The sequence below is a fragment of the Halomonas sabkhae genome, assembly GCF_030409265.1.
Taxonomy (GTDB): domain Bacteria; phylum Pseudomonadota; class Gammaproteobacteria; order Pseudomonadales; family Halomonadaceae; genus Halomonas; species Halomonas halmophila.
In genome coordinates this window covers 465,627-487,212 of sequence record NZ_JAUFPM010000017.1, presented here as the reverse complement: position 1 = coordinate 487,212, position 21,586 = coordinate 465,627, and the positions used below count along the sequence as shown (strand labels likewise).

The following is a 21,586-nucleotide window of genomic DNA, read 5'->3' as shown; positions in this document are numbered from 1 at the left end:
TGGATGCCATGCTAGCCGGCTTTGCCCTGCCATGAAAGCGGCAGGCGCGGCCTGCCCGGCTTCACGGCTCGGCCTGAATCACCAGATTGCGGGGCGTCAGCTGCCGGTCGCAGAAGGTGCCGAGGCGCACCCGAAAGCCCGCTTCCTCCATCAACCTGGCCCGATCCAGCACCAGCCAGACCTCGAGGGGGCGGCGAAACACATGGCGGACCAGCTCGAGACGCGTCACCTCGGCCAGTCGCCGCCAGCCCTCGGCTTCGTGAGTCGCCCAGTCGGCACCGGGCGGTAACACCACGCCCTTGCGTTCGGCGGCCCAGCGACAGAAGTCGGCAAAGCGGTCCGGCAGCCGCCCATAGGCCAGGCTGGGCACCGGCAGGTAGCGGTCGCGCCCCGTGAGCGAACGCTGCAGGGCATCGAAGCCCAGGCGCCAGGCATTGGCCAGGCGTCGCTCGCGGCGCACCTTGCCGGGGGCCGTGACGGTCTCCTGCACCGCCATGGCCAGGTCGTCCCGCGACATCGACCAGTTCATCTCGCGGCGGGCCTGACGCGACATCGGCTGGTACCAGGCGTCGGCGGTGCGCTGGTAACAGCAGGGAGCCAGGGTCACGGCACTGCGCCGGCGGGCGGCCAGTTGCAGCAGCCTCACATGCAGATCCCCGCAGGCGTGCAGCGCCATGACACGCCGCTCGTCGTTCAGCCAGCGCTCGGCATCCGCGGCCATGACATCCTGCTGATGCAGCCTTACCGCTGCCGACTGGCGATGCGCCAGCGCCCCGCCCGCCTCGCAGAGCGCAGGCTGCCACTCCAGGGCGTCGACCGGTCTGTCATGCCAGCGCGCCAGGCCGCGCGACAGATGGCCCTTGCCGGCACACCACTCCAGCAAGGGACGATCCGCCCTGACCAGGGGCGCGAAGGCCTGAATCTGCTGCCACTTGCGCCCGCCGACGAAGACGCCCCAGCTATCGGGCAGTGTCGGCTCGCCGTCTGCAGCGAAATCCGGCAGATCGACCAGAGCGGCCAGTTCCTCGACGGGTAACCAGTGCGCCAGCGCGCTGGCCGAGAGCGGCGCATCCTGCAGGCGCTCGGCCTCGGCATCGGACAAGCCGCGCAGGACCGCGGCCAACTCGCCGTGCTGCGCCTCCCAGGGCAAAACGGGATGCTGGAACGGCAGGGGCTGCCAGACACTGCGCCATGCCCCCAGCACCTCGCCCAGACGGCGCAAGCGTGTGGCGTGGTCTAGCGCCCCGCCGTCAGCGGCCACCGTGACCTCGGAGGCCCGACAGGCCGCATGGCACGGCGTCATATCGCATTGCGCAGTCCCAGTTCATAGGGGTGCGGATCCAGGTAGGATTGTCGGCAGATATAGTCGGAACCATGGCGTTTCAGGTAGTGGTTGAGCAGGCGCATGGGCACCACCAGCGGCACCTGCTCGAGGCGGTATTCCTCGATCGACTCCAGCAGATCGCGCCGGGTCTGGCCATCCAGGGCATGCTTCAGGTAGCCCAGAATATGCATCAGGGCGTTGGTATGCGACTTGCGCGTGGCCGGCCGGGCCAGTGCCTGCATGAAACCTTGCAGATAATATTTCTGGGTCTCGGCCAGTGCCCGCTGATGCGCTTCCGCCAGATAGCGCCCCAGCTCGCGATAGGCCGACACCCGGTGGGCCATCAGCAGAAACTTCTGGCGACTGTGGAACTGCAGCATGGCGTGATGACTGGGATCCGGCTCGACGTTGCGCTTCCAGTCATCCAGGGCGTAGATGCGCGAGATGAAGTTCTCGCGCAGCCCCGGGTCATTGAGCCTGGCCTCTTCTTCCAGGGGCAGCTCGGGAAAATGCTCGCGCATGACGCGCACGAAGGCGCCGGAATCCGTGTGACTCGGCATGCCGTTTTCGTGGTAGACCTTGACCCTTTCCAGGCCGCAACTCGGCGAGCCCTTCATGAGAATGAAGCCACGCAGGTGACGATGCGCCTCGACGAAGTCGATGCCGACCTGCTCGATACTCGCCGTGACATCCCGCTCGGTGTTCCGGGTGCCACGCACACGAGGCGTTTCACCAGCGCGGCCGACCAACCGCACGGGCTCCCGGGGAACACCGAGTCCGGCTTCCAGTTCGGGGCAGAAGGTCTCGAAGCGCAGCCGTTCTCCGAGCACCTCCAGGCAGTAGCGCGACCGCTTGTGACCGCCGTTGTAACGCACCTCTGCGCCGGTCAGGCAGGCACTGATGCCCACCGGGATGGCGGTATCAGATGCGGCTTGCTGCATGTCGCACTCCTGTCAGTTTCGGCTTCTCCTCACCACAGGATAACGTCAGACACGGGCTTGCGCGATTGCCGTAGCCACCGGCCGACACCCGCAAGAAGCGAGCAGAGCGCCCTTTCCGAAGCTCATGTTAGCCACCTAACGAATGGCGAACAGTGTTTGATTAGTGTAGAATACGTCGCGATTTCGCCTCATTTCCCCTCCAGACCTCAGGATGCCTCTGTCATGCTGACTCACCATCGTGATCCCTACTGGCCCCGGCACAGCGCCCGGTGGCCAGGTTCTTGCGTGCTCGCTTTCTGCATCTTGCTGTTCAGCCCGCTCGCCCAGGCGGCTTCCGCCGGCGAGCTGGACCTGACCTATACCATCCCCGGCTTTATTGCCGTCACCCTCTTCCTCGCTGCCTATGCCCTGGTCATGGCCGAGGAAAAACTGCACATGCGCAAGTCCAAGCCGGTGCTCGTCGCCGCCGGTCTGATCTGGGCGCTCATCGGCTGGACCTACATGCGCTCGGGCCTGCCCAATGCCGCGGAAGAGGCCTTCAGCGACACCCTGCTGGAATACAGTGAACTGCTGCTCTTCCTGCTGGTGGCCATGACCTACATCAACGCCATGGAGGAGCGCCGCGTCTTCGACAAGTTACGCGCCTGGCTGGTCGAGACGGGCTTCAGCTATCGCTCGCTGTTCTGGATCACCGGCATCCTGGCCTTCTGGATCTCGACCATCGCCAACAACCTGACCACCGCCATGCTGATGTGCGCCGTGGTACTCAAGGTGGCCGAGGGCGACAAGCGCTTCATCAACATCTGCTGTGTGAACATCGTGGTGGCTGCCAATGCCGGTGGCGCCTTCAGTCCCTTCGGTGACATCACCACCCTGATGGTCTGGCAGGCCAAGCTGGTCGAGTTCCAGCAGTTCTTCAAGCTGCTGGGACCCTCGCTGGTCAACTACCTGGTGCCGGCCGTCGTCATGAGCCTGTTCATCAAGAACCGCAAGCCGGCGGCCCTGGAAGAGGACATCTGGCTCAAGCGTGGCGCGCGGCGCATCGTCGGCCTGTTTCTGGTGACCATTGTCATTTCGGTGCTCTGCCACACCATGCTCAACCTGCCGCCGGCACTGGGCATGATGACCGGCCTTGGCTTCCTGCAGTTCTTCGGCTACTACCTGCGCCAGAGTCTACCCCGCTCTCTGGAGCGCAAGCGCACGCGCTACAGCCAGCGCGGTGACTGGCGCAAGCTCGAGGCGCTGGGCAGCGTGGTGCCCTTCGATGTCTTCACCCGTGTGGCGCGTTCCGAGTGGGACACCCTGCTGTTCTTCTACGGCGTGGTGATGTCGGTGGGCGGCCTCGGCTTCATGGGCTACCTGAGCCTGTTGTCCGAGACGCTCTACACGGGCTGGGACCCGGTCTGGGCCAATATCGTGCTGGGCATGATCTCGGCAGTGGTCGACAACATCCCGGTGATGTTCGCGGTGATCTCCATGGAGCCCGACATGTCCCTGGGCAACTGGTTGCTGATCACCCTGACCGCCGGCGTCGGCGGCAGCCTGCTGTCGGTGGGCTCCGCCGCTGGCGTGGCCTTGATGGGTCAGGCACGCGGCATCTACACCTTTGCCGGCCACATGCGCTGGGCACCGGTCATCGCCCTGGGCTATGCGGCCAGTGTGGTGGCGCACATGCTGATCAACGCCGAGAGTTTCGCGATCTTCCACTGATGTGCCGGGCAGGGCCCGCCGCTCGGTCTGCCGGGCGGTGGGCCCTGCGGCGCGGGTCATGGGTCAAGCCGTGCCTGGGGCGCGACGCATTCAGGAATGCAGCCGCTTCTCGATGTCCTCCAGAATGCCGGGATCATCGATGGTCGAGGGGACGGCGTAATCCTCGCCATCGGCGATGTCGCGCAGCACCCGCCGCAGGATCTTGCCGGAACGTGTCTTGGGCAGGCGCTCGACGATCTCGGCACGCTGAAAGCAGGCCACCGCGCCGATTCGCTGACGCACCATCTCGACCAGCGCGTCTTCCAGGTCATCGGCCGCGATGCTCGCGCCATCCTTGAGCAACACCAGCCCAACGGGGACCTGGCCGCGCAACTCATCACGCACGCCGATCACGCAGCACTCGGCCACGGCCGGATGCGCCGCCACCACCTCCTCCATCTCGCCGGTGGACAGGCGATGGCCCGCCACATTGATCACGTCATCCATGCGCCCCATGATGAAGACGTTGCCCTGTGCATCGCGGTAACCGCCATCCCCCGAGTAATAGTAGCCGGGCACGGGATCCAGATAGGCGTGGCGAAAACGCGCATCATCGCCCCAGATGGTGGTCAGACATCCCGGCGGCAACGGCAAACGAACCGCCACCTGCCCCTGCTCGCCGGGGCCTGCCGGCTGGCCGCTGGCATCCAGAATGGCCACATCGAACCCCGGCGTGGGCATACCGGCCGAGCCGGGCTGCGTCGGCAGCTTCTCGATCCCCACCGGATTGCAGCAGATGGCCCAGCCGGTCTCGGTCTGCCACCAGTGGTCCAGTATCGGCAGGCCGGTCTTGTCGCTCAGCCATGCATGGGTGGTGGGATCCAGGCGTTCGCCGGCCAGCAGGATGCGTTTCAGGCAGCGGATGTCATACCGGGACAGCTCCCCTGCCTCGGGGTCCTCCTTGCGCACGGCGCGAAACGCCGTCGGGGCGGTGAACAGCACATTGACGCCATGTTCGGCACAGACGCGCCAGAAGGCCCCGGCATCCGGGGTCTTCACCGGCTTGCCCTCGTAGAGGATGGTGGTGCATCCGGTGATCAACGGGCCATAGACGATATAGCTGTGGCCCACCACCCAGCCCACATCCGAGGCGGCCCAGAACACATCACCGGGGCTGGCGTCATAGACCACCGCCATGCTGTAGCGCATGGCCACGGCATGGCCGCCATTGTCGCGCACCACCCCCTTCGGCTTGCCGGTGGTGCCGGACGTATACAGTATGTACAGCGGATCCGTCGCGCTCACCGGCACCGGCTCGACGGCCTGGCCGGCGGCCTCGAGCTCGGCCCAGTCGAAGTCCCGACCGGCCTGCAGCTCGGCACTGGCCTGTGGCCGCGCGCAGACGATGCACGCCTCCGGCTGGTGCACGGACTCTTCCAGGGCCGCATCCACCAGCGGCTTGTAGGCGATGACGCGATCCACCTCGATCCCGCAGGAAGCCGTCAGCACGACCCTGGACCTGGCATCGTCGATGCGCACCGCCAGTTCGTGCGCCGCGAAACCACCAAACACCACCGAATGGATGGCCCCCAGCCGGGCACAGGCCAGCATGCCGATCACCGCCTCCGGGATCATCGGCATGTACAGGATCACCCTGTCACCCGGCCCCACTCCCTTGTCACGCAGCGCCCCGGCAAAACGTGCGACCCGTGCGGTCAGCTCGGCATAGGTGAAGCGCTGGATCGTGCCCGTGACGGGGGAATCATGGATGAGCGCCAGTTGCTCGCCCCGGCCGGCCCGGATCTGCGCATCGAGCGCCAGATCGGCGGTATTGAGCCTGCCGTCGGGAAACCAGTCATGGTGGCCATCCGCACGCCGCGACACAATGGTCTCGGGAGCCTCGAACCAGTCAATCCAGGACGCCTTGTCCCGCCAGAAGGCCTCCGGCTGTTCGATGGACGCTGAGTAGGTCTCTGGGTAACGCATCGGGGCACCACTGCTGTTGTCTGAATCGATGCCCTCAATGTCGAATGTGACGGGTTGCTTCGCCAGACGACGATAGGCTAAGGAAAGTGCCAGGGGGATGTCATACTCCCCCGTCATATCAGCCGCATGTTAAGGTCATAAGCTGCCTTGTCAGTCCACTCGTCCCGATGGAGACCCCATGTCGAGCAAGATCTACTGCATCGCCAGCTTCAAGCCGAAACCCGGCCAGGAAGCCGCCGCCTTCGCCGCCCTGCAGGCGCTGGAACCGAACACCCATCGCGAGGACGGCTGCCTGCGCTACACCGTGACCCGGCGCATCGAGAGCCCCTTCGCCCAGGGCGACAGCTACCCCATCGTCTTCCACGAGACCTGGGCCAACCGCGAGGCCTTCGAGGCCCACTGCCAGCGTAGCGAGATCCAGGCGTTCTTCGCGCAGCAGGTGGAGTCGCCGGATGGCGTGATCGAGGACGCCAATGTCTGCGTCTACAGCGATGAGCCCGCCGAGTTCGATGCCCCCGCCCTGACATCCTGAGCGGCGCGGCATGAGGCATGACAACCCCGCGACAGGAGACAGGCCGTGACGGTCATTCGAGTCGAGGATCTGTCCAAGGTCTATGACAGCGGCTTCCAGGCCCTGAAAGGCATCGACCTGGACATTCAGCGCGGCGAGATCTTCGCCCTGCTGGGCCCCAACGGGGCCGGCAAGACCACCCTGATCAGCGTGATCTGCGGCCTGGTCAATGCCAGCGGTGGCCGGGTGCTGGTGGACGGCCACGACAACGTGACCGACTATCGCGAGGCCCGCTCGCGCATCGGCCTGGTACCCCAGGAGCTGACCGGCGAGGCCTTCTCCACGGTCTGGGACACGGTCAGCTTCAGTCGCGGCCTGTTCGGCAAGCCCGCCTCGCCGCTGCACATCGAGAAGACGCTGCGCTCGCTGAGCCTCTGGGAAAAACGCCGCAACAAGCTGATCACGCTGTCCGGCGGCATGAAACGCCGGGTGCTGATCGCCAAGGCGCTGGCCCACGAGCCGCAGATCCTCTTCCTCGACGAGCCCACCGCCGGCGTCGACGTCGAGCTGCGCCGCGACATGTGGGAGGTGGTGCGCCAGCTCCGCGAGAATGGCGTGACCATCATCCTCACCACCCACTACATCGAGGAGGCCGAGGAAATGGCCGACCGCATCGGCGTGATACGCGCCGGTGAGCTGGTGCTGGTGGAGGAAAAGCGCGAGCTGATGCGCAAGCTGGGCAGCAAGGCTCTGACCCTGCATCTCTGCGAGCCGCTGTCACGCATCCCCGAGGCCCTGGCCGACCATGACCTGACGCTTGCCGAAGACGGCCATGCCCTGGTGTATACCTACGATGCCTCGCGTCAGGGTGACCCGGAGAGCGACCCGGCGGCCATTGCCGAGCTGCTGGCGGACCTGCAGGCCGCCGGCATCCACTTCAAGGACCTGCACACCCGGCAGAGCTCCCTGGAGGAAATCTTCGTCAGCCTGGTGCAGGAGAGCGCATGAACTTCCGATCCGTGAAGACCATCTACGCCGCCGAGATGGCCCGCAGCCTGCGCACGGTGCTGCAGAGCATCGTCTCGCCGGTCATCTCCACCTCACTGTATTTCGTGGTCTTCGGCGCGGCCATCGGCACCCGCATCAGCGAGGTGGACGGCGTCAGCTACGGGGCCTTCATCGTGCCCGGGCTGATCATGCTGATGCTGCTGACCCAGAGCGTGTCCAATGCCTCCTTCGGCATTTTCTTCCCGCGCTTCACCGGTACCATCTACGAGATCCTCTCGGCGCCGGTCTCCTACTTCGAGGTGGTGCTCGGCTATGTCGGCGCGGCGGCCACCAAGTCGATCGTGCTGGGGCTGATCGTGCTGATCACCGCCCGCCTCTTCGTGCCCTTCGAGATCGCGCATCCCTTCATGATTCTGCTGTTCCTGGTGCTGACCTCGCTGACCTTCAGCCTGCTGGGCTTCATCATCGGCATCTGGGCCGACGGCTTCGAAAAGCTCCAGCTGGTACCGCTGCTGATCATCACCCCGCTGACCTTCCTCGGCGGCACCTTCTACTCCATCGACATGCTGCCGCCCGCCTGGCAGATCGTGACCCTGGCCAACCCGGTGGTCTATCTGGTCAGCGGCTTTCGCTGGAGCTTCTACGGCATGGGCGATGTCAGCATCTGGGCCAGCCTGGGCATGATCGCCCTCTTCCTGGCCCTCTCGCTGGCCGTGGTCAACTGGATCTTTCGTAGCGGCTACGGCCTCAAGCCGTAAGCGCCCCACGATGACGCGGCCGGGCCTGTCTGCATCATTCGGGGCAGCCCCGGCCGGGGATGATGCGGTATCATCGCCGGCCGTCATCCGCGAGCCGCGAGGTCCTCATGCCCATCCTGCACAGCATCATTCACCGCATCGACACATCCGGCGAACAGGGCGCGCGCGTCGTGCCGGCGGAAGGCGAGCTTGCGGCCTCCGCGACCCTCGATGACCTGCTCGCCGAACTCAACACCGCCTATCACGCCAAGGCCAAGGACTGGGGACAGTTCAGCGACGACACCTCAGCCCGCCTGCCCGGCGCCCTGGCCAGCTTCCTCGACGGTGAGCTGGACTTCACCACCCTGACTCGCGAACTGGCCAGCGCCATCGCCCCGCTGATCGATGCCCACCTGCCGCTAGGCGGCCATCTGCTGATCATCGATCATCACAAGGGCGAGTCCCGCTACCTGCTCATGGCCCTGCTCCACCAGCGCGACGGCTTCGGCATCGGCGATCATCTCGACATCGTGCCCAGCCCGCAGCTCAACCTGGCGCAGATGACGCTGGGCGCCAGGATCGACATCACCCAGTGGCGTCAGGGCAACGCCTCGCACCCGTATCTCTCCTACACCCGGGATCGCGGCGGCCGCAAGCTCGCCGATGCCTTCGCCGAGGTGCTCGGCGCCAGCCAGCCAGTGGACACGCCCCAGGAAACCCGCACCCTGCTCAAGGCCTTCAGCGATTACGTGGAAAGCACCGACATGGCCGAGGAAACCAGCCGCGAGAAGACCGACGCCCTGATCGGCTACGCCAGCGAACAGGCCAGCCGCGGCGAACCCATGACCCTGGACGAACTCTCGGAAGTCGTCGACGAACAGCAACCCAAGGCCTTCTACGACCACATCCGTAACAGCGACTACGGCCTGTCACCGGAAATCCCCCCGGACAAGCGCACCCTCAAGGCCTTCAAACGCTTCACCGGCCGCGCCGCCGGCGTCTCCATCAGCTTCGACTCCCACCTGCTCGGCGCCGCCGTGGAGTACGACGAGGAAAACGACCGACTGATCATCAAGCAGGTACCCCAGGGCCTGCGCAAGCAGTTGAAGAAGGAGTGAGTGGCGAGCGGCGAGTTACGAGAAACGAGCGGCTGGAAGCGCGGAGAACAGTGAGTAGCGAGTCGCGAGAAACGAGCGGCTGGCAGCGCGAGGAACGGCGAGCGGCGAGTTACGAGAAACGGGCGGCTGGAAGCGCGGAGAACGGCGAGTAGCGAGTCGCGAGAAGCGAGTGGCTGGAAGCGCGGAGAACGGCGAGCAGCTCGTGGCTCGAATCTCGTGGCTCATAGCTCGCAGCTCATAGCTCGTAGCTCGTAGCCTAACGCTGACTGAGCGCCAGCTTCACCCCCAACCCCACAAACACCCCGCCCAGGCCTTTTTCCAGCCAGCGGCCGAGGCGCTTCTGGCCCTGCATGGCGCGGGCGATGCGGGCGCCGAGCAGCACCAGCGGCGGTTCGATGGCGGCGGCGACGGCGATGATCAGGGCGCCGTGGAAGGCGAGCTGCAGCGCGGCCGGGCCGGCTCCCGGCACCACGAACTGGGGTAGGAAGGCCAGGAAGAAGATGGCCACCTTGGGATTGAGCGCCGAGACCAGGATGCCCTGGCGGTAGATGGCGCCGGTTTTCGGTGTGCTGGCCACGCTGACGTCGGGCGCATCGCCGCTGTCGCGGCTCAACAGGATCTGCAGACCCAGCCAGATCAGGTAGGCGGCCCCCACCCACTTGACCAGCGAGAAGGCCAGCGCCGAGGTGGCGAGTATCGCCGACAGGCCCAGCGCCGCCATGGCCACATGCAATGCCGCCCCGCTCCACACGCCGAACATGGCCGCCACGCCACCACGTCGCCCATGCCGCGCCGTCTGGCCGAGAATGAAGGCCATGTCCGGCCCCGGCGACAGGTTCAGCAGGACCGCGGTCGAGAGAAAGACCATCCAGTGGGCGAGTGAATAGGTCAGCATGGCGCTCGGGCTCCGGTGGTGATCAGACAAGCTGCACGTACCTCGAGCTTGCCTGCCCGGCCAGGTCCGGGCAAGTGGTGTTGCACTCGCGAAGGCCAGAAATCCGCCCCACAAGGACGCATCCGGGCCTGTTGACGCCTCCGCATGGTGCAGTACAACATGAAAAAGCGGCGATCCAGTTACTGAATCGCCGCTTCGGAATTTTCCAACTTATTGTTTTTGTTGATTCATTTCTATCCTGGCATGCTTTTCGGATAGTAAAAGGTGTGAGCTGGCGTGCTCCTCTTGTCCCCTTCGGGGGACATTTTTTATGGGCGGCCGGAAAACCGGCGACCGGATTAGCTGTCATTGTTGGTGCTCATGAAACGCCATATCGGCGACACCAACAATCCGACCTTGGTGGCAATTTTCATCCTGCCGCCCATCCCTGCCTTTCCACTCCGCCCGGGATCAGGATGGATCGCCCCGCATGGCCTCATCCGGAGAAGATTGTCGCCGCTCGCCACCTTCCGTACACTCGTTTGAATTTCGCTCCTTCTTCCTGAGAGGCAATTCATGGCGTTCGACAGCAGCGCGACCTATGTCGCCACCGAGTCCCTGAAACAGGCGGTCAACGCCGCGGTCACCCTGCAGCGCCCGCTACTGATCAAGGGCGAGCCCGGCACCGGCAAGACATTGCTGGCCGAGGAGCTGGCGGCTTCCCTGGACACCCAGCTGATCACCTGGCACATCAAGTCGACCACCAAGGCCGCCCAGGGCCTCTACGAATACGATGCCGTCAGCCGGCTGCGCGACTCGCAGCTGGGCATCGAGGGCGTCGAGAACGTGGCCAACTACCTGCATCCCGGCAAGCTGTGGGAGGCCTTCACCAGCGACCGGCGCGTGGTGCTGCTGATCGACGAGATCGACAAGGCGGATATCGAGTTCCCCAACGACCTGCTGCAGGAACTCGACCGCATGGAGTTCCACGTCTACGAGACCGGCGAGACCATCCGGGCCCGGCACCGCCCGGTGGTGGTGATCACCTCCAACAACGAGAAGGAACTGCCCGACGCCTTCCTGCGCCGCTGTTTCTTCCACTACATCGACTTTCCCGACAGGGCGACCATGCAGTCCATCGTCGATGTGCACTTCCCGGACATCGCCCCCCAGCTGGTCAGCCGCGCCCTGGAAGTCTTCTTCGAGCTGCGCGAGGCGCCGGGACTCAAGAAGAAGCCCTCGACCTCGGAGCTGGTCGACTGGCTGAAGCTGCTGATGGCCGATGAGCTGGCCCAGGAGACTCTGCACCAGCGCGACCCCGCCAGTGCCCTGCCGCCCATGGCCGGGGCCCTGGTCAAGAACGAGCAGGACACCCAGCTGCTCGAACGCCTGGCCTTCATGATGCGTCGGCAGAGGCGCTGAGCGCCATGTTCATCGGCCTGTTCGAATCCCTGCGGCACTTCGAGGTGCCGGTATCGCTGCGCGAACTGCTCGACCTCAATGCGGCGCTCGAGCATGACGTCGTGTTCGCCGACCTCGATGCCTTCTATCATCTCGCGCGCACCGTGATGATCAAGGACGAGCGGCATTTCGACCGCTTCGATCGCGCCTTCGCCGCCTGGCTGGAAGGCGTGCAGGCGCAGGACGCCTCCATCGACGCCCTGATCCCGGATGACTGGCTGCGCCGCGAGTTCGAGAAACGGCTCAGCGAGGCAGAAAAGGCACAGGTCGAGTCGCTGGGCGGCCTGGATGCCCTGCTCGAGACCTTCAAGCAACGCCTCCAGGAGCAGAAGGAACGCCACGCCGGCGGCAACAAGTGGATCGGCACCGGCGGCACCAGCCCCTTCGGTGCCCATGGCTACCATCCCGAGGGGATCCGCATCGGCCAGGACGGCTCCCGCCATCGCCGCGCCGCCAAGGTCTGGGACGAGCGCCGCTACCGCGACTATGACGCCGACCGCGAGCTCGGCACCCGCAACATCAAGATGGCGCTGCGGCGGCTGCGGCGCTTTGCCCGCCAGGGAGCGGCGGAAGAGTTCGATGTCGACACCACGATTCGCGATACCGCGCGCAACGGCGGGCTGCTCAGCGTGCGCATGCGCCCCGAGCGCCGCAATGCCGTGAAAGTGCTGCTGTTCCTCGATGTGGGCGGCTCCATGGATGACCATATTCGTGACTGCGAGGCGCTGTTCTCCGCCGCCCGCGCCGAGTTCAAGCACCTCGAGCACTTCTATTTCCACAACTGCCTGTATGAAGGCGTATGGCGCTCCAATGACGCCTGGCAGTCGCGCCATCACCAGGCACGCCTGCCCACCCGGGAGCTGCTCAACACCTATGGCGCCGACTATCAGGTGATCGTGGTCGGCGATGCCGCCATGTCACCCTTCGAGATCACTCATCCCTGGGGCAGCGTCGAACACATGAACGACGAGCCCGGCGCCGTCTGGCTGCAGCGCCTGACCCACGCCTTCCCCAAGCTGGTGTGGCTGAACCCCATGCCGCGTCGTCACTGGGAGTACACGCACTCCACCCAGTTGATCCGCGAGTTGATCGAGGACCGCATGTATCCGATGACGCTGGCGGGGCTCGAGGACGCCATGACGGAGCTCGCAAGATGAATCAGCGCTTCCCGGCCCGGTCGGCACGCCGCTCGATAGCCTTCTTGGGCTATATCGCTAAATAATAGCCTTTAATGGCTATAATTCGATGGTATAGCTTATTTGGGCTATAATGTGAGCCACATTCCCGTGGATGCCTGATCATGACGCAAGCCGTTGCGGTGCTGACCGGCGATATCATCGACTCTCGCGGCCTGGATGACAGCCAGGCCCTGTTCGCGGTGCTGGACGAGACCCTCGAGCGCCTGGCCCGGGCCCATGACGGCCGCTTCGAGCGTTTCCGCGGCGACGGCTTTCAACTGGCCCTGCCCGAGCCCGCCGCGGCCCTGGAAGCCGCCGTGATGCTGCGTGCCGGGCTGATCCGCCAGGGTCAAGACCAGCGCTGGGATGCGCGCATCGCCATCGCCGTGGGCGAGGATGACTGGCAGCCCGAGGCGCCCCTGGCGGCTGCCGATGGGCCCGTCTTCGTGGCATCGGGACAGGGGCTCGACAATATGGCGGAGGACACCCACCTCAGCCTGACGCGCCCGGATGCCGAGCCGGACCCCGGCCTCGAACTGCTGTTGCGCTATGTCGATGAGCTGATCGAGGGCTGGACGACGCACGCCGCCGAGATTTCCCACCTGCGGCTGTGGCACGATGAATCCCAGCAGGCCCTGGCCAGACGCCTGGGCATTCGCCAGCCCAGCGTGCACAAGCGGCTGCGTACCGCGCGCTGGGCGCTGCTCGGCGATACACTGGCCTACTTCCGCGAACGACTGGCCATGGAGGGCTCGACCCGATGACCACCGCACCCCTGCTCGGCTTGCTGCTGGCGCATCTGCTGGGCGACTTCCTGCTGCAGCCGAAACACTGGGTCAAATCCCGCCAGCAGGACGGCATCCGCTCCACGGCCCTCTACCTGCATGCTGGCCTGCACGGTCTGCTGGTGCTGCCGGTGCTGGGCCTGGCGGGGGCCGGCGTGGGCTTCGCCATCCTGGCGGCGCTGGTGGTGGCTGTAACGCATTGGCTGATCGACCTGGGCAAGGCACAACTGGCGGCGGACAAGCTGCGCTGGTTCCTGCTCGACCAGGCCCTGCACGTGCTGGTGCTGGTGGCCGTCTGGGCCGTCTGGCTGGACGACAGCGCCCCGCTGCAGGCGGCCGCGGCCTGGCTCACCCGCCCCGAGACCCTGGGCCTGCTGCTGACCTACCTGATCGTCACGCGGCCGCTGTCGCTGGCCATCGCGCTGGCCCTGCGGCCCTGGAGTCAGGATGTCAGTGACCAGGGCACCCTGGTGGCGGCCGGGGCGCGCATCGGCATGCTCGAGCGGCTGCTGGTGCTAACCCTGGTGCTACAGCACGAGCTGATCGCCGTGGGCTTCCTACTGACCGCCAAGTCGGTGCTGCGCTACGGCGACCTACGCGAACGCAAGGAGCGCAAGCTCACCGAGTACGTGCTGCTGGGCACGCTGCTGAGCGTCTCCCTGACACTGGTGATCGGCCTGCTGGCGCGCTCGCTGATCTGGGGCGGCTGACACATGCGGCGCACCTGGCTGATGGATTCGGCACCCGCGCGGTTAACGCTGCTGCTGGCACTGACGGCCGGGCTGGCCGGCTGCCAGGGCGAGCTGCCCGCACATCAGCAAGCCCGCGACGGCTACCGGGTCGATCATCGCCATGCGTCCAGCGCCCACAACAGCCGGGTGCACTACCTGATCCTGCATTACACCGACGAGGATCAGGCCCGCTCCCTCGAGGTGCTTTCCGGCCCTCACGTCAGCAGCCATTATCTGCTGCCGGCCGAGCCCGAAGAGCGGCACGTCTTCCAGCTGGTCGAGGAGTCACGCCGCGCCTGGCATGCCGGCGTCAGCGCCTGGGGCGAGCGGCGTCACCTGAATGACACCTCGCTGGGCATCGAGATCGTCAACCAGGGCCCGGCACTGACCGCCCCCGAGCTGCTGAAGCGGCTGGACGCCCCGACCCCGCCGGACCTGCGCTGGGCGCCGTATTCCGCGGCCCAGGTCGAGACGCTGATCGCGCTGCTGCACGATTTGATCAAACGCCACGACATCGAGCCCGTCAATGTGCTGGCCCACTCCGATGTGGCGCCCGAGCGCAAGATCGACCCCGGCCCGGCCTTTCCCTGGCAGCAACTGCACGACGCCGGCATCGGCGCCTGGCCGGATGACGAGGCCGTGGCGCGTTACACCCGACGCTTCAGGCAGTCGCCGCCGGATCTGGCGACCCTGCAATCGGCACTGGCCGCATGGGGATATGCGGTGACGCCGAGCGGCCAGCTCGATGAACGCACCCGAGCCGTGCTGCGGGCCTTCCAGATGCATTTTCGCCCCGCCGACTATCGCGGCTATCCGGACGTCGACACGGCCGCCCGGCTCTGGGCCCTGCTCGAAGGCTATCGGCCCGAAGCGCTGGAGGCCTTGCCACAGCCGAGTGCGGCAGGCCAGGAGACGAACTGACGCCTCAAGCCCGCGGGTAGTGAATCACGTCATGAAAACGGGCCGGCGCCTCCCCGGCATTGCGATAGGCATGCGGCTGATCCGCCGCAAAGCGACGCCCTTCCCCGGCCTCCAGACGCTGCCAGTGGTCCCCCAGCCTGAGCTCCAGCTGCCCCTCGATGACCACCAGGTGCTCGACCACTCCGGGGGCGTGAGGATCCGACTCGCTGACCGCCCCCGGCGCCAGGCTGACCACCAGCCACTCGAAATGATGCTCGGGATCGAAGGCAAACAGCGGCGCCACCTGCATGCCGGCCTCATCCGTCATGCGCACCGCCTCACTGCCCGCCGCCAGCGTCTCGCCCATCACCGGCTCGGCCAGCCCCGCCTCGGCGCCCAGCAGACGCGACAACGACACCCGAAAGCCACTCGCCAGCTTCCACAGCGTCGCCACCGTCGGGCTCGACTCACCCCGCTCGATCTGCCCCAGCATCGCCTTGCTGACCCCGGTCTCCCGCGAGGTACGATCCAGGCTCCAACCCTGCTGCTGACGCAACAACCGCAACGTCGCCGCAATATGCCGACCAATATCCTCCATTGATTCCCTCTCGCCTTTTTCGGCTCGTAGCTCGTAGCTCGTAGCTCGTAGCTCGGTTTGTGCGCCATAACGCACGATGCTATCTTGCCCGCCTGCGCCACTTGTGCGCTATAACGTCCATGATCCCCGGGAGCCCGTCACATGTCCAGCCAGACTCCATCCCGTGCACGCCACCTGCTCGGCGATACCACGCTGTCCACCATCACGGCGGGCTTCATTGCGGTGTTGATCGGCTATACCAGCTCGGCGGTGATCATCTTCCAGGCGGCCGAGGCGGCGGGCGCCACCCAGGCGCAGATCGGCTCCTGGATGTGGGCGCTGGGCATCGGCTCCGGGCTGACCACCATCGCCTTTTCCTGGCGTTATCGCATGCCGCTGTTGACCGCCTGGTCGACACCGGGCGCCGCCCTGCTGGCCACCAGCCTGCCCGGCGTGCCCATGAGCGAGGCCATCGGCGCCTTCATGTTCTCGGCACTGCTGATCACGCTGTGCGGCGTCACCGGACTCTTCGAGCGCGTCATGCACCGCCTGCCGCGCGCCCTGGCCTCGGCCCTGCTGGCGGGAGTGCTGCTGCGCTTCGGGCTGGACCTGTTCCTCGCCATGGAGCAGCAACTGAGCCTGCCGCTGGCCATGTGCGGCGCCTATCTGGCGGGCAAGCGCTTCTGGCCGCGCTACGCCATCCCGGGCGTGCTGCTGGTCGGCGTGGTGATGGCGATGTTCATGGGCAGCCTGCACCTGGGCGACGTCACCCCCGCGCTGGCGCGTCCGGACGCCATCCTGCCGAGCCTGTCCTGGCAGGCGCTGATCGGCGTCGGCGTGCCGTTGTTCGTGGTCACCATGGCCTCCCAGAACCTGCCGGGTATCGCCGCCATCCGCGCCGCCGGCTATGCGCCCCCCATCTCGCCGCTGATCAGTGGCACTGGCCTGACGACCCTGCTGCTGGCACCCTTCGGCGGCTTTGCACTCAACCTGGCGGCCATCAGCGCCGCCGTCTGCCAGGGCCCGGAGGCGCATGCCGAGCCACAGCGTCGCTATGCCGCGGGCATCGCCGCAGGCGTCTTCTACCTGATTCTGGGACTGTTCGGCGCCACCGTGACCTCGCTGTTCGCCGCCTTCCCCGCCGAACTGGTGATGGCCGTGGCCGGGCTCGCGCTGCTGCCGACCCTGGGCGCCGGCCTGGCGGATGCGCTGGGCAGCAGCGAGCATCGCGACGCCGCTCTGGTCACCTTCCTGATCACCGCCTCCGGCATCAGCCCGGGCGGCATCGGGGCCGCCTTCTGGGGACTCGTCGGCGGGCTGGTTAGCCTCTGGGTGTTGCGACAGCGTCACTGAGTGATCGCAGCGCGCTCGGCGGATGGGCAGCCACGCCACAGCCTGATAGGCTCATGGCCAGCCCCGGGCCAGGCCCGGGGCCCGACATCCCGCCGCGATGCCGAGGAGACAAGCCATGCCGCAACCCCGACTGACGACCTGCCAGGGCGCCGAGATCACCCCCTACCTGGAAGGGCTCGCCGACCTGCGCATTCGCGTGTTCCGCGACTTCCCCTATCTCTACGACGGCGATCCGGCCTATGAGGCCGAATATCTCAAGCGCTATGCCGAGAACCCGCGCAGCCTCTTCGTGCTGGCGCTGGATGGCGAGCGGCTGGTCGGCGCCTCCACGGCCCAGCCGCTGAGCGATGAGGTCGAGGAATTCCGCGCACCCTTCGAGGCCCAGGGCTACCGGGTCGCCGATGTCTTCTATTACGGCGAATCGGTGCTGCTGCCCGAGTATCGCGGACACGGCCTCGGGCATGCCTTCATGGATGCCCGCGAGCAGCACGCCGCGGCCGCCGGCTATGCCTGGGTGGCCTTCTGTGCCGTGGAGCGCCCGGCGGATCATCCCCTCAAGCCGGCAGACTACCGCCCACTGCATGACTTCTGGCAAGGGCGCGGCTACCAGCGACACCCCGAACTGGCCACCAGCTTTGCCTGGAAGGACGTCGGACACACCGAGGAGACCGACAAGCCCATGGTGTTCTGGCTCAATCGCATCGACAACATTCGGGAGGCGTCGGCATGACGCGTCACTCGCTGCGGGTCGCCACCGCCCAGTACCCCATCGAGGCCTTCGACGACATCGAGTCCTTTCGTCACAAGGCCGCACGCTGGGTGCGTGATGCCGCCAGCCGAGGCGCCGAACTACTGGTCTTTCCGGAGTACGGCGGCATGGAACTGACCTCGCTGCTGCCCGAGGCCGAACGCGACGATATCCGGGCTCAGCGGCACGGCCTGCAGGCCTGGCGGGAGGTCTTCCACGAGACCTGGCGGGAGCTGGCCATGGCGCATGGCGTGACCCTGCTGGCGCCCTCGCTGCCCTGGGCCATCGACGACGATCACTTCGTCAATCGCGCCTGGCTGTTCACCCCGGATGGCCGCTTCGACCATCAGGACAAGCAGCTGATGACGCGCTTCGAACGTGGCGACTGGGGCATCTCGCCGGGTGACGGCCTGCGCGTCTTCGACACCCCGGCCGGTAAACTGGGCGTACTGATCTGCTACGACAGCGAGTTTCCGCTGCTGGCCCGGGCGCTGATCGACGCCGGTGCCGAACTGCTGATGGTACCCAGCTGCACCGACACCCAGGCCGGCTACCAGCGCGTGCGCCTGAGCTCCCAGGCCCGCGCCATCGAGCAGCAAGTGGCGGTGGTGCATTCCCCGACCATCGGCGAAGCTATGTGGTCGCCGGCGGTGGACATCAACATCGGCCATGCCGCCGTCTACACGCCCTGCGATCACGGCTTCCCGCCGGACGGCATCCTGGTGCAGAGCGCCGACGCCACGCCGGGCTGGCAGTTCGCCACCCTCGACCTGGCCACCATCGCCGCACTGCGCGACACCGGCCAGGTCGACAACCACGCCGACTGGCTGCGTCAGGCCCAGCGGCTTGCCGATGGTATCGAGGTACGCCAGCTGGTCTAGGCATCCCGGCTCCTTTTGCCGCCATCCTCGCCAGGTCGTACAATGCCGCTTTAATAGCCACAAACCAACAAGCTCTCACGGACCCCTCATGCGCGCCAGTCAACTGTTGATCGCCACTCTGAAGGAAACGCCCGCCGACGCCGATATCGTCAGTCATCAGTTGATGCTGCGCGCGGGAATGATTCGTCGCCTCAACGCCGGCCTCTATACCTGGCTGCCGCTGGGGCTGCGTACTCTGCGCAAGGTCGAGAACATCGTCCGCGAGGAGATGGATCGCGCCCATGCCCAGGAAGTGCTGATGCCGGCCATTCAACCGGCCGACCTGTGGCAGGAATCCGGCCGCTGGGATCAGTACGGCAACCTGCTGCTGCGCATCCGCGACCGGCATGACCGCGACTTCTGCTATGGCCCGACCCACGAGGAAGTCATCACCGATCTGGTGCGCAACGAGATCCGCTCCTACAAGCAGGTGCCCTCGAACTTCTACCAGATCCAAACCAAGTTCCGCGACGAGACGCGCCCGCGCTTCGGCGTGATGCGCGCCCGCGAGTTCATCATGAAGGACGCTTACTCCTTCGATGTCGACCAGGCCGGCCTGCAGCGTTCCTACGACGCCATGTACGACGCCTATGTGCGCATCTTCACGCGACTGGGGCTGGACTTCCGTGCCGTGGAAGCCGACAACGGCGACATCGGCGGCACCGGCTCCCACGAATTCCAGGTGCTGGCCGAGTCCGGCGAAGACGCCGTCATCTTCTCCACCGAGTCCGACTACGCCGCCAATATCGAGAAGGCCGAAGCCCTGCCGGCGCCCCTGGGCGAGACGCCCCAGCGCCCTGCCCCGCAGGAAAGCCTGGAGCTGGTCGACACGCCCAACGTGAAGACCATCGCGGCACTGGTCGAGAAGCACAACCTGCCCATCGAGAAGACCATCAAGACGCTGATGGTCAAGGGCAGCGAAGGCGGCCTCATCGCCCTGCTGGTGCGCGGCGACCACGAGCTCAACGAGGTCAAGGCCGAGAACCTGCCCGAGGTGGCCACACCGCTGACCATGGGCACCGAGGAAGAAATCCGCGCCGCCGTGGGCGCCGGCCCCGGCTCGCTGGGCCCGGTCAACCTCGACATGCCGCTGGTCATCGACCGCAGCGTGGCGCTGATGAGCGACTTCGGCGCCGGCGCCAACATCGAGGACAAGCACTACTTCGGCATCAACTGGGAGCGTGACGTCGCCCTGCCCAAGGTCGCCGACCTGCGCAACGTCGTCGAAGGCGACCCCTCGCCGGACGGCAAGGGCACCCTGGCCATCGCCCGCGGCATCGAGGTCGGCCACGTCTTCCAGCTGGGCACCAAGTACTCCACGGCGATGAACGCCACCGTGCTGGACGAAAACGGCAAGGCCGTGCCGCTGCTGATGGGCTGCTACGGCATCGGCGTGACCCGCGTGGTCGCCGCCGCCATCGAGCAGAACCACGACGACGCCGGCATCATCTGGCCCGACGCCATCGCCCCCTACAACGTCGCCCTGGTGCCGATGAACGCCCACAAGTCGCAGCGCGTGCGCGACGAGAGCGAACGCCTCTACCAGGCCTTCAGCGACGCCGGTATCGACGTGCTGCTCGACGACCGCGACCTGCGCCCCGGCGTGCGCTTCGCCGACCAGGAACTGATGGGTATCCCCCACCGCATCGTCATCGGCGACCGCAGCCTCGACAACGGCGAGCTGGAATACAAGGGCCGCCGCGACAGCGAAGCCACCATGATCCCAATCGACGACATCGTCAGCGTGCTGAAAGACAAGATCGCCAGTTGATCCGATAGCGACGCTTCACCGCGTCAGACGTAAAGAACCCGCCGACCTCGAGCATTTCACTCGAGACCGGCGGGTTCTTTTTGCGTGGCCCGGCATTGCCGGCAAGGCGGTAACAGCAGGTTGGGATACGGTCAGGCCGCGCAGTGGAGACCGCAGGCTGGAGCGTGTTTCAAATCTGGATCAGGCAGGATCGGCGTCAAGGAAGTCACGAATGACCGGATTGACCAGTTCCGGGTGAGTGAGTGGCGCCATATGACCACCCTTGGCCACGGAATGGAAAGACCAGTGAGGACAGGCCTCGGCAAGGATATCGACGATCTCGCGTATGGGAAGTCGGGTCGCCTGATCGCTGACCACCAATGTTCTCGCCGTTAGGGCCTTACATTCCTCAATGGTGGTCTCCTCGTCCATCACGGCATCCCATTCGTGGAAGTTGGGTGGCAACGCTTTGGTAAAGGCGGCCCGCCGCTTTTCGGGCATGGCACTCCACGCCCCGTCGCCTAGCCAGTAGTCGGCAAAACGTTCCGCCACTCTTGACCAGTCTCCCAATGCGCCAAAGCATTTCACATGATCTCGCAGGCCGCATACTTCCAGAAATGCTCGCGTGCGACCGTTTTGCTTGAGCAAATAAAATGGATTCGGTTCCAGCAGAACCAGGCTGCCAACCCGTGACCCCAGTAGCATTGCAGCCTTCAATGCGACCGTACCGCCGAAGGAATGCCCGACCAAATGGACAGGACCAGTTACGTCCTCGCTCAAGGCAAGAACCAGTTGAGCCTGCGCATACAGGGACTGCGGGGAGGTTCCCGGCCAGGGGGTCGTGTCTCCGTAGCCGAATAGATTGATCGCCAGGACCCGATAGCGATCCTTCAACGCCTCAGCGAGCGCCCGCCATTGCTGATTGGCGCTGACGGAGCTATGTATCAAGACGACAACCGGACCCTGCCCCTCGTCCGTGTAATCGACCTTCAAGC

Annotated in this window: 20 protein-coding genes; 14 read left to right on the top strand and 6 right to left on the bottom strand. The window is 65.9% G+C overall.

Annotated elements, in window-relative coordinates; all coding sequences use genetic code 11:
• Nucleotides 1–61: 61 nt before the first annotated feature.
• Together QWY79_RS12980 and QWY79_RS12975 are read right to left on the bottom strand one after the other, a co-directional pair.
• On the bottom strand, nucleotides 62–1,303 hold the full coding sequence (locus tag QWY79_RS12980; protein ID WP_290273394.1) for a methyltransferase: 1,242 nt from the start codon (nucleotides 1,301–1,303) through the stop codon (nucleotides 62–64).
• Entirely contained in the window at nucleotides 1,300–2,265 is a 966-nt protein-coding gene (locus QWY79_RS12975) for a YbgA family protein (protein WP_290273392.1), read from the bottom strand. Before QWY79_RS12975 ends, QWY79_RS12980 begins: the two co-directional genes overlap by 4 nt.
• Nucleotides 2,266–2,487: 222 nt before the next feature.
• Between QWY79_RS12975 and nhaD the strand changes: the two genes are divergently transcribed.
• On the top strand, nucleotides 2,488–3,975 hold the full coding sequence (nhaD, locus tag QWY79_RS12970) for a sodium:proton antiporter NhaD (RefSeq protein ID WP_290273391.1): 1,488 nt from the start codon (nucleotides 2,488–2,490) through the stop codon (nucleotides 3,973–3,975).
• 90 nt (nucleotides 3,976–4,065) lie between these two features.
• Here nhaD and QWY79_RS12965 read toward each other — a convergent pair whose 3' ends face one another.
• Nucleotides 4,066–5,940: an AMP-binding protein gene (locus QWY79_RS12965; RefSeq protein ID WP_290273389.1), complete on the bottom strand. Its 1,875-nt coding sequence runs from the start codon at nucleotides 5,938–5,940 to the stop codon at nucleotides 4,066–4,068.
• A 178-nt stretch (nucleotides 5,941–6,118) separates the two neighbouring features.
• On the opposite strand from QWY79_RS12965, the gene QWY79_RS12960 reads away from it, so the two are divergent.
• The 4 genes from QWY79_RS12960 (at nucleotide 6,119) to QWY79_RS12945 (ending at nucleotide 9,314) form a co-directional block, all read left to right on the top strand.
• Nucleotides 6,119–6,472, top strand: coding sequence for a putative quinol monooxygenase (locus QWY79_RS12960; RefSeq protein ID WP_290273386.1), 354 nt, complete (start codon nucleotides 6,119–6,121; stop codon nucleotides 6,470–6,472).
• A gap of 45 nt (nucleotides 6,473–6,517) precedes the next feature.
• The gene (locus QWY79_RS12955) at nucleotides 6,518–7,459 is read left to right on the top strand and encodes an ABC transporter ATP-binding protein (RefSeq protein ID WP_290273382.1); all 942 of its coding nucleotides are present in this window, start codon (nucleotides 6,518–6,520) and stop codon (nucleotides 7,457–7,459) included.
• Nucleotides 7,456–8,217, top strand: coding sequence for an ABC transporter permease (locus QWY79_RS12950; RefSeq protein ID WP_290273380.1), 762 nt, complete (start codon nucleotides 7,456–7,458; stop codon nucleotides 8,215–8,217). The genes QWY79_RS12955 and QWY79_RS12950 overlap by 4 nt, the downstream gene beginning before the upstream one ends.
• 107 nt (nucleotides 8,218–8,324) lie before the next feature.
• The gene (locus tag QWY79_RS12945; protein ID WP_290273377.1) at nucleotides 8,325–9,314 is read left to right on the top strand and encodes a nucleoid-associated protein; all 990 of its coding nucleotides are present in this window, start codon (nucleotides 8,325–8,327) and stop codon (nucleotides 9,312–9,314) included.
• 256 nt (nucleotides 9,315–9,570) lie between these two features.
• Here QWY79_RS12945 and QWY79_RS12940 read toward each other — a convergent pair whose 3' ends face one another.
• A complete protein-coding gene (locus QWY79_RS12940; RefSeq protein WP_290273374.1) occupies nucleotides 9,571–10,209 on the bottom strand; it encodes a LysE family translocator in 639 nt (212 codons plus the stop codon).
• Between the two features lie 555 nt (nucleotides 10,210–10,764).
• Between QWY79_RS12940 and QWY79_RS12935 the strand changes: the two genes are divergently transcribed.
• From QWY79_RS12935 to QWY79_RS12915, 5 genes are all read left to right on the top strand, one after another.
• Nucleotides 10,765–11,610 (top strand): AAA family ATPase, encoded by an 846-nt coding sequence (locus QWY79_RS12935; protein WP_290273371.1) that lies wholly within the window; start codon nucleotides 10,765–10,767, stop codon nucleotides 11,608–11,610.
• A gap of 5 nt (nucleotides 11,611–11,615) precedes the next feature.
• On the top strand, nucleotides 11,616–12,806 hold the full coding sequence (locus QWY79_RS12930; protein WP_290273368.1) for a vWA domain-containing protein: 1,191 nt from the start codon (nucleotides 11,616–11,618) through the stop codon (nucleotides 12,804–12,806).
• Between the two features lie 143 nt (nucleotides 12,807–12,949).
• Entirely contained in the window at nucleotides 12,950–13,591 is a 642-nt protein-coding gene (locus QWY79_RS12925; protein WP_290273366.1) for a hypothetical protein, read from the top strand.
• On the top strand, nucleotides 13,588–14,322 hold the full coding sequence (locus QWY79_RS12920) for a DUF3307 domain-containing protein (protein ID WP_290273364.1): 735 nt from the start codon (nucleotides 13,588–13,590) through the stop codon (nucleotides 14,320–14,322). The genes QWY79_RS12925 and QWY79_RS12920 overlap by 4 nt, the downstream gene beginning before the upstream one ends.
• Before the next feature lie 3 nt (nucleotides 14,323–14,325).
• On the top strand, nucleotides 14,326–15,264 hold the full coding sequence (locus QWY79_RS12915) for an N-acetylmuramoyl-L-alanine amidase (protein WP_290273363.1): 939 nt from the start codon (nucleotides 14,326–14,328) through the stop codon (nucleotides 15,262–15,264).
• A gap of 4 nt (nucleotides 15,265–15,268) precedes the next feature.
• On the opposite strand, the gene QWY79_RS12910 is transcribed toward QWY79_RS12915, so the two are convergent.
• Entirely contained in the window at nucleotides 15,269–15,841 is a 573-nt protein-coding gene (locus QWY79_RS12910) for a helix-turn-helix domain-containing protein (protein ID WP_290273360.1), read from the bottom strand.
• Nucleotides 15,842–15,982: 141 nt separating this feature from the next.
• Between QWY79_RS12910 and QWY79_RS12905 the strand changes: the two genes are divergently transcribed.
• The 4 genes from QWY79_RS12905 (at nucleotide 15,983) to QWY79_RS12890 (ending at nucleotide 20,612) form a co-directional block, all read left to right on the top strand.
• Nucleotides 15,983–17,173 carry a benzoate/H(+) symporter BenE family transporter gene (locus QWY79_RS12905; RefSeq protein WP_290273359.1) on the top strand — a complete coding sequence of 397 codons (1,191 nt, stop codon included), beginning with the start codon at nucleotides 15,983–15,985 and terminating at the stop codon, nucleotides 17,171–17,173.
• A 115-nt stretch (nucleotides 17,174–17,288) separates the two neighbouring features.
• Complete coding sequence (locus QWY79_RS12900; protein WP_290273357.1) at nucleotides 17,289–17,903, top strand: GNAT family N-acetyltransferase; 615 nt, start codon at nucleotides 17,289–17,291, stop codon at nucleotides 17,901–17,903.
• Nucleotides 17,900–18,802, top strand: coding sequence for a carbon-nitrogen hydrolase family protein (locus QWY79_RS12895; RefSeq protein WP_290273354.1), 903 nt, complete (start codon nucleotides 17,900–17,902; stop codon nucleotides 18,800–18,802). The genes QWY79_RS12900 and QWY79_RS12895 overlap by 4 nt, the downstream gene beginning before the upstream one ends.
• Before the next feature lie 88 nt (nucleotides 18,803–18,890).
• Nucleotides 18,891–20,612 (top strand): proline--tRNA ligase, encoded by a 1,722-nt coding sequence (locus QWY79_RS12890; RefSeq protein ID WP_290273351.1) that lies wholly within the window; start codon nucleotides 18,891–18,893, stop codon nucleotides 20,610–20,612.
• A 180-nt stretch (nucleotides 20,613–20,792) separates the two neighbouring features.
• Here the strand turns inward: QWY79_RS12890 and QWY79_RS12885 are convergent, their stop codons facing one another.
• Complete coding sequence (locus QWY79_RS12885) at nucleotides 20,793–21,584, bottom strand: alpha/beta fold hydrolase (RefSeq protein ID WP_290273349.1); 792 nt, start codon at nucleotides 21,582–21,584, stop codon at nucleotides 20,793–20,795.
• Nucleotides 21,585–21,586: the final 2 nt, after the last annotated feature.